At 70.0% G+C, this 13,599-nt stretch carries 8 protein-coding genes; 3 read left to right on the top strand and 5 right to left on the bottom strand.

Going from position 1 to position 13,599, the window contains the following annotated elements; all coding sequences use genetic code 11:
- The coding region (locus AC08OT_RS06680) for a methyltransferase domain-containing protein (RefSeq protein ID WP_476602635.1) at nucleotides 1–856 on the top strand (856 nt) is incomplete at its 5' end.
- A 121-nt stretch (nucleotides 857–977) separates the two neighbouring features.
- On the opposite strand, the gene msrA is transcribed toward AC08OT_RS06680, so the two are convergent.
- From msrA to AC08OT_RS06665, 3 genes are all read right to left on the bottom strand, one after another.
- On the bottom strand, nucleotides 978–1,682 hold the full coding sequence (msrA, locus tag AC08OT_RS06675; protein ID WP_462187764.1) for a peptide-methionine (S)-S-oxide reductase MsrA: 705 nt from the start codon (nucleotides 1,680–1,682) through the stop codon (nucleotides 978–980).
- Between the two features lie 141 nt (nucleotides 1,683–1,823).
- Nucleotides 1,824–3,116 (bottom strand): PhoH family protein, encoded by a 1,293-nt coding sequence (locus AC08OT_RS06670; RefSeq protein ID WP_476592547.1) that lies wholly within the window; start codon nucleotides 3,114–3,116, stop codon nucleotides 1,824–1,826.
- Between the two features lie 1,266 nt (nucleotides 3,117–4,382).
- Nucleotides 4,383–6,212, bottom strand: coding sequence for a phosphoenolpyruvate carboxykinase (GTP) (locus AC08OT_RS06665; protein WP_476592548.1), 1,830 nt, complete (start codon nucleotides 6,210–6,212; stop codon nucleotides 4,383–4,385).
- Nucleotides 6,213–6,495: 283 nt separating this feature from the next.
- Here AC08OT_RS06665 and trhA point away from each other — a divergent pair, with 283 nt between their 5' ends.
- A complete protein-coding gene (trhA, locus tag AC08OT_RS06660; RefSeq protein ID WP_476592549.1) occupies nucleotides 6,496–7,191 on the top strand; it encodes a PAQR family membrane homeostasis protein TrhA in 696 nt (231 codons plus the stop codon).
- Nucleotides 7,192–7,267: 76 nt separating this feature from the next.
- On the opposite strand, the gene AC08OT_RS06655 is transcribed toward trhA, so the two are convergent.
- Nucleotides 7,268–7,819 (bottom strand): hypothetical protein, encoded by a 552-nt coding sequence (locus AC08OT_RS06655; RefSeq protein ID WP_476592550.1) that lies wholly within the window; start codon nucleotides 7,817–7,819, stop codon nucleotides 7,268–7,270.
- 211 nt (nucleotides 7,820–8,030) lie between these two features.
- The gene (locus AC08OT_RS06650) at nucleotides 8,031–10,052 is read right to left on the bottom strand and encodes a thioredoxin domain-containing protein (protein WP_476592551.1); all 2,022 of its coding nucleotides are present in this window, start codon (nucleotides 10,050–10,052) and stop codon (nucleotides 8,031–8,033) included.
- Nucleotides 10,053–10,331: 279 nt separating this feature from the next.
- Here AC08OT_RS06650 and AC08OT_RS06645 point away from each other — a divergent pair, with 279 nt between their 5' ends.
- Nucleotides 10,332–13,583: a leucine--tRNA ligase gene (locus tag AC08OT_RS06645; protein WP_476592552.1), complete on the top strand. Its 3,252-nt coding sequence runs from the start codon at nucleotides 10,332–10,334 to the stop codon at nucleotides 13,581–13,583.
- Nucleotides 13,584–13,599: the final 16 nt, after the last annotated feature.

The raw sequence follows: 13,599 nt of genomic DNA, 5'->3' as shown, positions 1-13,599 counted from the left end.
ACTTAGCGGAAATGGCATTGGGAAGAGTGACCCGGCCGCGCATTGGCTGACGGCCGAACGGTTCGCCGGGATGTCGCCGGTCGAACGGCAGGCGGCGGAAGACCAGCTCCACGGGATTCGCGATCGGATTCTCGCTGGCGCAAAAATCTCACCCGGCGATCATGTACTGGATCTCGGTGCGGGCACGGGTCTGCTCACCCTCGCCGCCCTGGCCCTGGTCGGCCCGGACGGCGCCGTCACCGCCATCGACCGGTCCGCCGAGGCGTTGGACGCGATCCGACCCGCCGGCTACGGTGCCGGCGCCCCCGAACGGGTCGTCGCCAACGCCGCCAGCCTGCCCCTGCCGGACGGCAGTGTCGATGCGGTCGTGGCCCGCTCGGTTCTGATCTACCTGGAGGATCTGCCCGCCGCGCTGGAGGAGGCGGCCCGGGTGCTGCGTCCGGGCGGCCTGCTGTCCGTCTTCGAGCCGATCAACGCCCGCCGTCGGCACGACGCCGACCTGTCCACCCTCACCGCCGACGAGCTGCGAATGATCGGCGACCTGTTTGCCGACGCGACCCCGGCAGCCCGGACGATGAGCCGGTTCAACGAGACCGACACCGTTACCCACGCCCGAAGCGCCGGCTTCGAGGGCGTCACGGTCATCAGCACCATGACCAGCCGGGACGCCGTCGACGGCTACCTCAACCGGCCGCCGCACCCCGGCGCCCGCAGCCCCATCGACACCATCGCCACCTTCGACGAGAACCTCGCCCACCGCTACGCCCAGGCCTGGCAGCAGGCGATCGACACCCAGGGCACAATCACCTACACCACCCCGGTCATGTACCTGACCGCCACCCGCCGGATGGACTGATCCCACATCTGCCGCAGGACCCGCGGCACCCCGGACCGGCCGTCGGCGCCCCCGCGCCGACGGCCCCCGATCCCTCCCCCATCCGCGAGGTTCCCCCCGCTCCCGTCTCCGCTGGCCGCGCTCAGCCGGCGCTGGAGGCTTCCGCGGACGTCCCGGCGCGGGGAGAACCGGCCGAGGCGACCCCCACCGGGCATGACAGCCCGGTGCCACCCAGGCCGCAGTAGCCGCCGGGGTTCTTGGCGTCGGAAAGGTACTGCTGGTGGTATTCCTCCGCGTAGTAGAACGGACCAGCCGGGGCGATCTCGGTGGTGATCGCCCCGAGGCCCGCGGCGGTCAGCACCTGCTGGAACGCCTCGCGGCTGGCAGCCGCCGCGGCGGCCTGCCCGGCGGTGGTGGTGTAGATCGCCGAACGGTACTGGGTGCCCACGTCATTGCCCTGCCGCATGCCCTGGGTCGGGTCGTGCCCTTCCCAGAACACGCGCAGCAGCTCCTCGTAGCCGACCTTCGCGGGGTCGTACACCACAAGGACGACCTCGGTGTGCCCGGTCAGCCCGGAACACACCTCCTCGTAAGTGGGGTGCGGGGTGTGCCCTCCGGCGTAGCCGACGGCGGTGGTGTACACCCCGGGAACCTTCCAGAACGCGCGCTCGGCCCCCCAGAAGCAGCCGAGGCCGAACACGGCGGTCTCCAGACCCGCCGGGAACGGGCCGGCGAGCGGGGTCCCCAGCACAGTGTGCGGGACGTCGCCCGCGAACACCGGCCGATCCCGGCCGGGAAGGGCCTGCTCGGGCGTGGGCAGTGTCGTCTTGTGACGACCGAAGAACATGGGAAGCCACCTCCGGTGGTTGTCTCCTCGCACAACCGCGCACCGCGGCCACACGTTCCCGCAGCCCGGGACCCTCGGACGCCCTCCAGACATTCTCCAGATATTCATCGAAAGTTCGCTGGATGATCAGGGAGAACCCCGTCAGAGAACGAGATCCTCCAGCATCGTCGTGACCAGGGCCGCAATCGGCGATCGCTCGGAACGGGTGAGCGTGACGTGCGCGAACAACGGGTGGCCCTTCAGGGTCTCGATCACCGAGGCGACCCCGTCGTGCCGGCCGACCCTCAGGTTGTCGCGCTGGGCCACGTCGTGCGTGAGCACCACCCGTGACCCCTGCCCGAGCCTGGACAGCACGGTCAGCAGCACCCCGCGCTCCAGGGACTGAGCCTCGTCGACGATCACGAACGCGTCGTGCAGGGACCGGCCACGGATGTGCGTGAGCGGCAGCACCTCCAGCATCCCGCGATCCACGATCTCCTCGATGACCTCGGGGGAGACGAGCGCACCGAGGGTGTCGAACACCGCCTGGGCCCAGGGCGCCATCTTCTCGTTCTCGCTGCCCGGGAGGTACCCGAGCTCCTGGCCACCGACGGCGTACAGCGGGCGGAAAACCACCACCCGGCGGTGCGCCCGGCGCTCCATCACAGCTTCGAGCCCGGCGCACAGGGCGAGCGCCGACTTACCGGTGCCGGCTCGACCGCCGAGGGAGACGATCCCGACATCCGGATCGAGCAGGAGGTCGAGGGCCACCCGCTGCTCGGCGGAGCGACCGTGCAGGCCGAACGCGTCGCGGTCGCCGCGGACGAGCCGGACCTGCTTGTCGGCGGTCACCCGGCCGAGCGCGGAGGCACTCCCCCCGGTGGTGGTGAGGACCAGGCCGGTGTGGCAAGGCAGGTCGGCGGCCTCCAGGATCTCGGTGTAATCGCGGGAGTAAAGCCGGTCGAGGTCCTCCTGGGTGACGGTGAGCTCGGCCATCCCCGAGAAGCCGGTGTCCACCGGGGACAGCGCCTGGTACTCCTCGGCGGGCAGCCCCAGCACCGACGCCTTGACCCGCAGCGGGAGATCCTTCGTGACCAGTACGACGTCGGCGCCCTCGCGGGCGAGGTTCATCGCGACGCACAGGATCCGCGAGTCGTTCGTGTCGACCCGGAACCCCAGTGGAAGCACCGCCGCATCGGTGTGATTGAGTTCCACCCGTAGTGTCCCGCCGTTGTCCAGCGGGAGCGGTTGATCGAGGCGACCATGCCGGATGCGCAGATCGTCCAGGATGCGTAGTGCCTCCCGGGCGAACCAGCCCAGTTCCGGGTGGTTCCTCTTACCTTCCAGCTCCCCTATGACAACGAGGGGGAGCACGACATTGTGCTCCGCGAACCGCAGCAGCGCGCCAGGATCAGAAAGCAGCACGCTTGTGTCGACGACATGCGTTCGTGGCACACGCCCACCCGCTTACTCGGAGGTAGTCCGGGACCGACCCCTGCAGGAGCCGGGCACCGGCCTCCTGGTGTAGTCGCGCTTGCGGCACCGAGGGGCCTCCCGAGAGGTCCGGCACCATGCCGGACCACGGCTTGAGACGCTAGCGCTCCCACGGTAACCGCAGCCCTCGATGATGGCGACCCACTTCCGACAACACGTTACGTTAAGAACTGGAAACGTCTCGCACCCCGGAGCTCCCGTCGCACCCCGATCGGTCACATTGCGTCCGGATCATGACGCGGAGCATCAACCGCCGCGCGCGGCGCCGTCGGAGACCGGACCACGAGCGTCCGCCCGAGGAAGCCAGGTCACCGCTCACTGCCCGGTTCAGAAGCCCCCGGACCTGCGCTGACTCCGGCAACGGGCACCAACCGGGGCAACGGGCACCGACCGGCCGCAGGCCGCCACCGGATCCACGAGCCCGGCGACCGACGAGAGCCGGGTGACCGCGGGCGTGCCGGCCAGAACGTGACAGGCCGAAACGTGGCGACATGGGAGGGGGCACCCGAAACGCGGCGACCGAAAGGTGACGGCCTGAAGCGCGCCCGCGGGGAAAACGTGACGGAACGCTATGGAACACCGCGGGCCGATGATCGGACACTCGTTGTCTCGACATGTCATCGAGATCGGACCGGACCAGACCAGGCCCGAAAGAGGGCGCCGGCTGGCACCGTCGGGCGGGTCGGAGGAAATTCAGCCAACCGACTGGGGAATTCCCGGAAATTTATCCGGAGAAGGGATTGATCCCCGGCAAACATGCAGGGATCCGCGGAGTGGTCATTATCGGGTGGTGCTCCACTCAGGTGAGCCGTAGGATTCGGAATGAAATAACTTGTTCACTTCGGGGCCCTCGCGAGCCCGTGACCTGCGAAGACACATATTGGCTTGCATTAATTACTTCATTACGAATTCGTAGCACGACACTCGGTAGGAACGCGGCCCGCCAACGGCGGAACAACGGACGCGACGCAGAGTTACGAATGAGTCCGCCGCCGGCTGGCCGCCGGGCCGGCGAAGGAGGGCCGAACCCTGCCGACCGGTCGCCACGGGACGGGCCGGGAGCCCGCCGAGCGGGTCGGCCGAAGGCCGACCCGCTCGGGAGTGTCGCACGAAGTGGTGCCACGGATGGCTTGCGTTGCCACAGATGCCTTGCGAGGTGCTGCCACGAAGTGCCGTGCCAGCGGTGCGGTCCCCGAACGGAGCCCGCGGTTGGGTGGCGTCAGCCGCTCAGCCTCCGCTGTTCAGCCGCTCGACGAGCGCCTCGTGCTCGGTCCACAGGGCGGCCGGAAGCCGTTCCCCGAACGTCTGGTAGTGCTCGGGGATCAGCTGGGCCTCCTGCTTCCACACCTCGACGTCCACCGTGAGCAGGGTCTCGAGGTCCTCCTCGGCGATGTCGAGGCCGTCGGCGGGTAGGGCGTCCTTCGTCGGCAGGACGCCGAGCGGCGTCTCCACCCCGGCTGCCGTGCCCTCCAGGCGACCGACGATCCAGGCGAGGACACGGCTGTTGTCGCCGAATCCCGGCCACAGGAACCTGCCCTCCGGGCTCTTGCGGAACCAGTTCACGTAGTAGATCCGCGGGAGCTTCGTCTGGTCGGCCTTCTGCCCGACCTCGAGCCAGTGGGCGAAGTAGTCGGCCATGTTGTAGCCGCAGAACGGCAGCATCGCGAAGGGGTCCCGGCGCAGCTTGCCGATCGCTCCGGCCTGGGCCGCCGTCGTCTCAGAGGCGACGATCGAGCCGAAGAACACCCCGCGCCGCCAGTCGGGAGCCTCGGTGACCAGCGGCACCGCGGTCGCCCGGCGCCCGCCGAACAGGATCGCCGAGATCGGCACGCCGCGCGGATCCTCCCACTCCGGGGCGATCGTCGGGCACTGGCCCGCCGGGACGGTAAAGCGGGCGTTGGGGTGTGCGGCGGGCTCGCTGGACTCGGGGGTCCAATCGCGGCTCTTCCAGTCGATGAGGTGCGCCGGCGGCTGCTTGGTCAGCCCCTCCCACCAGACGTCACCGTCATCGGTCCTGGCCACGTTGGTGTAGACGACGTTGCCCCAGAGGGTCCTGACCGCGTTGGGGTTGGTCTGCTCGCCGGTCCCCGGGGCGACCCCGAAGAACCCGGCCTCCGGGTTGACCGCGTACAGCCGGCCGTCCTCACCGAAGCGCATCCAGGCGATGTCGTCACCGACGGTCTCCGCCTGCCAGCCCGGCAGGGTTGGGATGAGCATCGCCAGATTGGTCTTTCCACAGGCCGACGGAAATGCGGCGGCAATGTAGTGGACCTTGCCAGCGGGAGACGTCAGTTTGAGGATGAGCATGTGCTCGGCGAGCCAGCCCTCGTCGCGGGCCATGACCGACGCAATACGCAACGCATAGCACTTCTTGCCAAGTAGTGCGTTTCCGCCGTAACCTGAGCCGTAGGACCAGATCTCCCGGGTTTCCGGGAAATGGGTGATGTACTTCGTCGTATTGCACGGCCACGGGACATCGGCCTGGCCGGGTTCCAGCGGAGCGCCCAGGGAATGGACGGCCGGGACAAAGAAACCGTCCGTTCCGAACTGCTCGAGGGCGGGCGTTCCCATCCGGGTCATCGTCCGCATGGAGATGACGACGTAGGGCGAGTCGGTGATTTCGACACCGAGGGCCGAGATGCTCGAGCCGAGCGGGCCCATGCAGAACGGGACGACGTACATCGTCCGACCCCGCATGCACCCTGCGAACAGGCCTCGGAGTGTGGCCCGCATCTCAGCAGGGTCGAGCCAGTTATTGGTCGGGCCGGCGTCCTCCGCCTGCTCAGAGCAGATATAGGTACGGTCCTCCACGCGGGCCACGTCGCCCGGGTCCGAGGCGGCGTAAAAGCTGTTCGGACGTTTCTCGTCATTCAGCCGGACCAGGGTCCCCTGCTCGATCAGAAGGGAGGTCAGCCGATCGAACTCCGCGTCTGATCCATCGCACCACTCAACCCGGTCCGGCTGAGTGAGTTCGGCAATCTCGCGCACCCAGGCAACTAGCCTGGCGTGCCTCGTGGGGGCCACGTCCAGCCCCGAAACCTGTGCCGCGGTTATCACAGCTCACACCTCCGGTCGAGTCGAACCTGCCGCGCTCTCTTCCCATATGCAGGTGCCCACTTGAGAACTCGAACGTACTCGTGGACGTTCAGACAAAACCCACAATATAGGGGGAGTTCGAGGCCACGTTCAGGATCATTAGACTGTACCGCGCGTTCCGTCCGCAGTCGCGCGATAGGCGAGTGCGCAGAAGCGTCGGATCCATCACGCACCGGTACGGACCGACTGCTGCCGTCCGGCTCCGCTTCGTGACGGCACTGACCCTCGGGTTATCGTTCTCGGCGTGGCTTCCCTCGTACAGCAGCCGGCCGGGCCTCCGCAGACGGACATCGCCTCGCACCCGCGTGACCTGGTGCGACCGCGCATGCGGGGATGGCTACATGCCGGCGCGTTCCCGATCAGCCTGACACTAGGCGTCATTGCGGTGGCGCTGGCTACCACGCTGCGTGCCCGGTTCGGTATCGCAGTTTACGCCCTGAGTATTGCGGCCCTCTTCGGAACGAGCGCCCTCTACCACCGGACGATGTGGTCGACATCACGCGCCCGGGCGCGCATGAAACGCCTCGACCATTCAATGATCTTTGTTTTCATCGCCGGCACTTACACCCCTTTCGCCCTGATTGCGATGCCGCCGACGACCGCTCGGGTGGTCCTGGCGGTGGTGTGGGGAGGGGCAGGACTCGGCGTCGCCATCCGGATGCTGTGGCTGCACTCGCCGCGGTACCTGACCGTGCCGCTCTACATCGCGCTCGGCTGGGTGGCCGTCTTCGTGATCCCGGAGCTCGCCCACCGGGCCGGGATCGCCTCGATGGTCCTTCTGCTCGTGGGGGGGGTCTGCTACAGCCTCGGCGCCGTCGTCTACGCCTGCCGGCGACCGGACCCGGTGCCCACGATCTTCGGCTACCACGAGGTGTTCCATGCCTTCACCCTCGTCGCCGCGACCTGCCACTACATCGCGCTGCTCTTCGCCATCTACTAACAGCCTTCCCCCACACGGCGGCTTCGCCGCAGTGCGGGGACCCCTGGCATCGGGCACCGTACGGGGTCTCCGCCGACTACAGCCGAGGGCCCACCGAGCGGATCTTCTCCACCTGTTCCATGGCCTCCCGGAGCTGGCACAGCCAGCTGTCGGCATTCTCGCCCACCAGACGTACGCACCAGGCGAGGGCCTCGCTGCGGCTGCGCGCCACCCCCGAGCCGACGAGGGTGTCGAGCACCTGGCGTTCCGGCTGGCGCAGCCGGGTCATCACCGGCACGGACAGTGCGGTGAACAGCTCGGTGGTGTCACCAAGGGTCGCGCCCCACGCCACCTTGCGGTTGTACCGATGTTCGGCCTTCGTGGCGATGGCGATCCGTTCCTCGCGGGTCTGCTCCCGGAACCGCCGGATCCGGGCCCCCGTCGCCGACGGCACTCCTCCAGGCGCGGCGCCGCCGGCCGCGAGTACCCCGATGACCGTAATCTCGTCCCGGTCCACGACCACCGTGGGCATCCCGGCGAACCACCCGGCCGGGATGTGCTCGGCGAACCAGGCTGCGGCGTCGTCCGCCGGAACCACCTCCGCCCGATCCCCCGGCCTGCCGTACCCCCGTCCACGCGGACCGGACATGACGTGTCCCCTCGATCTCCGATCGGCACCCGTGTCGGGACCCGCGCGCGGGCCCGGCCTGCCGGCCGATCCGGACCCGGAGGCCCGATCCGGCGCCCCGGAGCGGATCCGAAGAACCCCTCGTGACGATTACATGCTTACTGCATCACCAGTCTTACTGCATCGCCAGTACAACATGCTTACCGCATCACCAGTGAAAGAAGCGGGACGGTCAGGTGGCCACCTTCACCCCGAGTTGGCGGCGCACCTCGGCGGCGGTTCGGGCCGGCAGCTCACAGACGAAGTCCCGGCACACGTACACCCCGGCCGTGTCCCGGCCGACGGTCAGCGGTCCGCTGGTCACCACGACCGCACCAGGCGCCGTGCCGAGGCGGGCGAGCCGTTCCAGCGCCGGGCTGCCCACGACCGCGACCTCGGCCGGCCCGGCCAGCAGCGCCTCGGCGACCGCACCGGCCCAACCGGCGAACCGGGCATCCCGGGCCAGCAGCGGAGCGACGCGCGCCACCGTCGTCTCGGCGGCCGACCGGTGTTCGGTGGAACCGGTCAACGCCGCGTAGCTGACCAGGGCGCCGGCGACAGCAGCCTGGCCCGACGGGGTCGCCGAGTCCGAGTCGTCCCGCGGCCGGCGCAACAGCACCTCCGCGTCGTCCGCGGTATCGAAGAACCCCCCGCCAGGGGCCGCGAACCGGTCACGGACGGTATCCAGCAGCGTCCCGGCGAGCGCGAGCCACGCCGGATCGCCGGTGACCTGGTGCAGGGTGAGCAGCCCCTCGGCGACGTCGCCGTAGTCCTCCAGTACCCCGGCGTTCACGCCGACCCGGCCGTCCCGGCTCGTCCGGCGCAGGCGTCCGTCGACGAGATGCACGTCCCGGAGCAGGACGGCGGCCTGTTCGGCGGCCCGCACCCAGCCCGGCTCGTCGAACAACGCGCCGGCCTCGGTCAGCGCCGCGATGGCCAGGCCGTTCCAGGCGCCCACCACCTTGTCGTCGCGAGCCGGCTGCGGCCGGGTCGCCCGTGCCGCGGCCAAGGCCGCGCGGACCGCCGCGAACCTCGCCGGGTCGCCCGGGTCCGCCGGCAGGCGCAGCACCGACGTACCACGTTCGAAACTGCCCTGCTCGGTGACGCCGAAGACGTCGGCGGCCCACCGGCCGTCTTCCGGCCCGAGGACGGCGACGAGCTGGGCGGGTGCCCAGGCGTAGCTGGCCCCCTCCTCGGGGTGCGCTCCCGCCGGGGCGGCGCTCGCGGGAACGGCGCTCGCGGGAACCGCATCCGCGTCGAGCGCCGAGGCGAACCCCCCCTGGGGGGTGCGCAGATCCGCGAGCAGGAAGGCGGCCGTCTCCCGGGCCACCCGTTCGGCCAGCGCCGACCCGGTGGCCCGCCACAGGTGCAGATAGACCCGCAGCAGCTGCGCGTTGTCGTACAGCATCTTCTCGAAGTGCGGGACCGTCCACGTCGCATCGACGCTGTACCGGGCGAACCCCCCGGCGAGCTGGTCGTAGATGCCCCCACGCGCCATCCGTTCGCAGGTCACCGCGACCATCTCCAGGCTGCGCGCGTCCCCCGTGCGGGCGGAGTGCCGCAGCAGCATCTCGGCGACCATGGACGGCGGGAACTTCGGCGCACCGCCGAATCCACCGTGACGGGCATCGAAGCGGGCCGACAGCCCCGCCACGGCGGTGTCGAGCAGAGCCGGGGTGATCTCGGCGGCGGGACCGGACGCCGGACCGCGCATCGCCGCCTCGGCGAGCCGGCGGGCGATGTCCGCCCCCGACTCCTCGATCTCGTCCCGCCGGGTCTGCCAGGCCTCGGTGACCGCCGCCAGGACCTGGCGGAACGACCCCATGCCGGGCCGGGGACGCGGCGGGAAGTAGGTGCCGGCGAAGAACGGCTCGGCGGTAGGGGTGAGGAACACCGTCATCGGCCAGCCGCCGTGCCCGGTCAGGGCGACGGTGACATCCATGTAGACGGAATCGACGTCGGGCCGCTCCTCCCGATCCACCTTGATGTTGACGAAATGGTCGTTCATGTACTCGGCGGTCACGGCGTCCTCGAACGACTCGTGCGCCATGACATGGCACCAGTGGCAGGATGCGTAGCCCACCGAGAGCAGCACCGGCACCCCCCGCCGGGCCGCCTCCGCGAAGGCCGCCGGGCTCCAGGGCCACCAGTCGACCGGGTTGTCCGCGTGCTGCAGCAGGTACGGAGACGTCTGCTCCGCGAGCTTGTTAGGCACCCGAACTCCTCATGATCTGTGTCCGCCAGGCCCGCGGAACCCCGTAGGCCTCTGGATATGCAACCAAAGGCGCACCCAGGTAGTCGTAGTCCGCCCTCATCTCCACGCCGCGCCGACGTGATCGGCGCGCTTCCTCGACCGGCCCGCCGCGCCGGCGTACCCGGCGGATAGGATTGTGGGACCGCACGATCCCCGCCGTCCGCTCGCTCGACCGCCGTCCGCCAGGCTGCCGTTCCCGCCGCGAGAGCGGTGAGAGGATCGACGTACCAACGAGTTTGGATGGCACGAGCGATGAGTGAGACGGCCGAGCCCGGCACCCGGACCGGCGCCGCGGACACCACGGTGGCACCGACCGACGCGTCCGGCGGGACCACCCCGGCAGCCGCGGGCACCGCGGGCGGCGCCCCCGCCGGGACCGGGGGCGGCGAGCCGAGCTTCCGGTACGACGCCCGGCTCGCCGCCGACATCGAGCGGCGCTGGCAGCACCGGTGGGCCGACGAGGGCACGTTCAACTCGCCGAACCCGGTCGGGCCGCTCTCGGCGGGCTTCGAGAAGGTCGCCGGCCGGGAGCCGTTCTACATCATGGACATGTTCCCCTATCCGAGCGGCTCGGGGCTGCACGTCGGGCACCCGCTGGGGTACATCGGTACCGACGTGTTCGCCCGCTACCTGCGGATGTCCGGCCGGCACGTGCTGCATCCGTTCGGATACGACTCCTTCGGCCTGCCCGCCGAGCAGTACGCGATCAACACGGGCCAGCATCCCCGCGACACCACCAATACCAACATCGCCAACATGCGCCGCCAGCTCTCCCGGCTGGGGCTGGGCCACGACACCCGCCGCGAGATCGCGACGACCGGCGTGGGCTACTACCGCTGGACGCAGTGGATCTTCCAGCAGATCTTCAACAGCTGGTACGACCCGCAGGCCGACCGGGCCCGGCCGATCGCCGAGCTGATCGAGGAGTTCGCCGCGGGCACCCGGGCGCCGGTAGCCGGCCCCGCCGGGGGGAACACGGCCGTGTCGGTTGACGCGGTCCGGGCGGCGAACCCGGCCGGGCTGGCGTGGGCCGAGCTCGACGAAGTGTCCCGCCGGAAGGCCGTCGACGCGCACCGCCTGGCCTACATCTCCGAACAGCTGGTCAACTGGTGCCCGGGGCTGGGCACCGTGCTGGCGAACGAGGAGGTCACCGCCGACGGCCGCAGCGACATCGGGAACTACCCGGTGTTCCGCCGGCCGCTGAAGCAGTGGGTCCTGCGGATCACCGCCTACGCCGAGCGGCTGATCTCCGACCTCGACCTGGTCGACTGGCCGGACTCGATCAAGCAGATGCAGCGCAACTGGATCGGTCCGAGCGAGGGCGCCAGCGTCCAGTTCACCGTCGTCGCCCCCGGCGAGGGGACAGGTGCGTCCAGTCCGTTCGATCTGTTCGATCCCTCCGATCCCTCCGATCCCTCCGGCTCATCGACCGCCCGGCGCATCGAGATCTATACCACCCGCCCGGACACCCTGGCGGGGGCCACCTTCCTGGTGCTTGCGCCCGAACATCCCCTGGTCGACACGCTGATCGCCGACACCTGGCCGACGGGCACCCCGGTGAGCTGGCGCTTCCCGGCGGGACGGCGGGGCGGCGGCACGGAACCGGCGGGCGCCGCCGGGTCGGATGCAGGCACCGCCGGGCCGGAGGCGGGCGCCGATCCGGCGTGGACCCCGCGAGCCGCCGTCGACGCCTACCGGGAGTTCGCGGCCCACCGCAGCGACCGGCAGCGCGGCGAGGAGGTCATCGACCGCACCGGCGTGTTCACCGGCTCGTACGTGCGCAACCCGGTCGGTGGCGGGGTCATCCCGGTCTTCCTGGCCGACTATGTGTTGCTGGGCTACGGCACCGGGGCGATCATGGCGGTGCCGGCACACGACAGCCGGGACTTCTCCTTCGCCCGCGCGTTCGACCTGCCGATCCCCGCCGTGCTGGAGCCGGACGCGGACTGGTACGCCACGCACGGGGTAGTGCCCGCGACTCCATCGGCGCAGTGGCCCGAGGCGTTCAGTGGTGCGGGCGAGTATCGGCCCGGTCCGGCCGGCGCCCCGGTGCTGGTCGGCCTGTCGAAGAGCGAGGCGATCAAGGCCACGGTTCACTGGCTGGAGGAGATCGGCGCCGGCAGGTCGGCGCGATCGTACCGGCTGCGGGACTGGCTGTTCTCCCGCCAGCGGTACTGGGGCGAGCCGTTCCCGATCGTCTTCGACGCCGACGGGCTCCCCCACGCGGTTCCCGACGAGCTGCTGCCGATCGAACTGCCGGAGATGACCGACTTCCGGCCCACGGCGATGGCCGAGGACGACGCGAGCGACCCGCTGCCCCCCCTGGCCCGGGTCGCCGACTGGGTGACGGTCACCCTGGATCTCGGCGACGGGCCGAAGCAGTACCGGCGTGAGACGAACACCATGCCGCAGTGGGCCGGTTCGTGTTGGTACTACCTGCGCTACCTGGACCCGACCAACACCGAGCGCTTCGTCGACCCGACCGTCGAGCGCTACTGGATGGCCGGGCCGGGCGCGGTTCCCGGCGACGGCGGCGTCGATCTGTACGTCGGCGGCGTCGAGCACGCCGTGCTGCACCTGCTCTACGCCCGGTTCTGGCACAAGGTGCTCTACGACCTGGGCCACGTCTCGACCAAGGAGCCGTTCAAGCGGCTGTTCAACCAGGGCTATATCCAGGCGGATGCCTTCACCGACGCCCGAGGCATGTACGTCCCGGCGGCCGAGGTGACGGCGACCCCCGACGGCCGGTTCCTCTTCCAGGGCGCCCCGGTCAACCGGCGCTCGGGCAAGATGGGCAAGAGCCTGAAGAACAGCGTCAGCCCGGACGAGATGTACGACCGGTTCGGCGCCGACACGCTGCGCGTCTACGAGATGGCAATGGGCCCGCTCGACGCCGACCGGCCATGGCACACCGACGACATCGTCGGTTCGCACCGGTTCCTCCAGCGGCTGTGGCGCACCGTCGTCGACGAGACCACCGGGGCGGCCGCCGTCGTCGACGAGCCGTTGGACGACGAGGCTCTTCGCGTCCTGCACCGGACGATCCTCACGGTCACCGCCGAATACGCGGGGCTGCGGTTCAACACCGCGGTCGCCCGGCTCATCGAACTGACCAACTTCGTCAGCAAAAGTTACGGGAAGTCCCCCACCCCCCGCGCGCTCGCCGAGCCGCTCACCCTGATGGCGGCCCCGCTGGCCCCGCACATCGCCGAGGAACTGTGGTCCCGCCTCGGTCACGAGGAGTCGGTCAGCACGGCCGCCTTCCCGATCGGGGATCCGGCGCTGGCCGCCGAGTCGGTCAGGACGATCCCGGTCCAGGTGAACGGGAAGGTCCGGTTCACCCTCGAGGTTCCGGACGGCTCGGCGGAGCAGACGGTTCGCGATCTGCTCGCCGCGCATCCCGAGTTCGCCCGGCAGACCGACGGTCAGACGATCAAGAAGATCATCGTCGTGCCCGGTCGGATCGTGAATATCGCCACCTCCCCCGCCTAACCGGGGTCTGCGGCAG

Source organism: Frankia sp. CgJB1 (assembly GCF_977947065.1).
The sequence above is the reverse complement of the archived record's forward strand: the minus strand, read 5'-3'. Positions and strand labels throughout refer to the sequence as shown.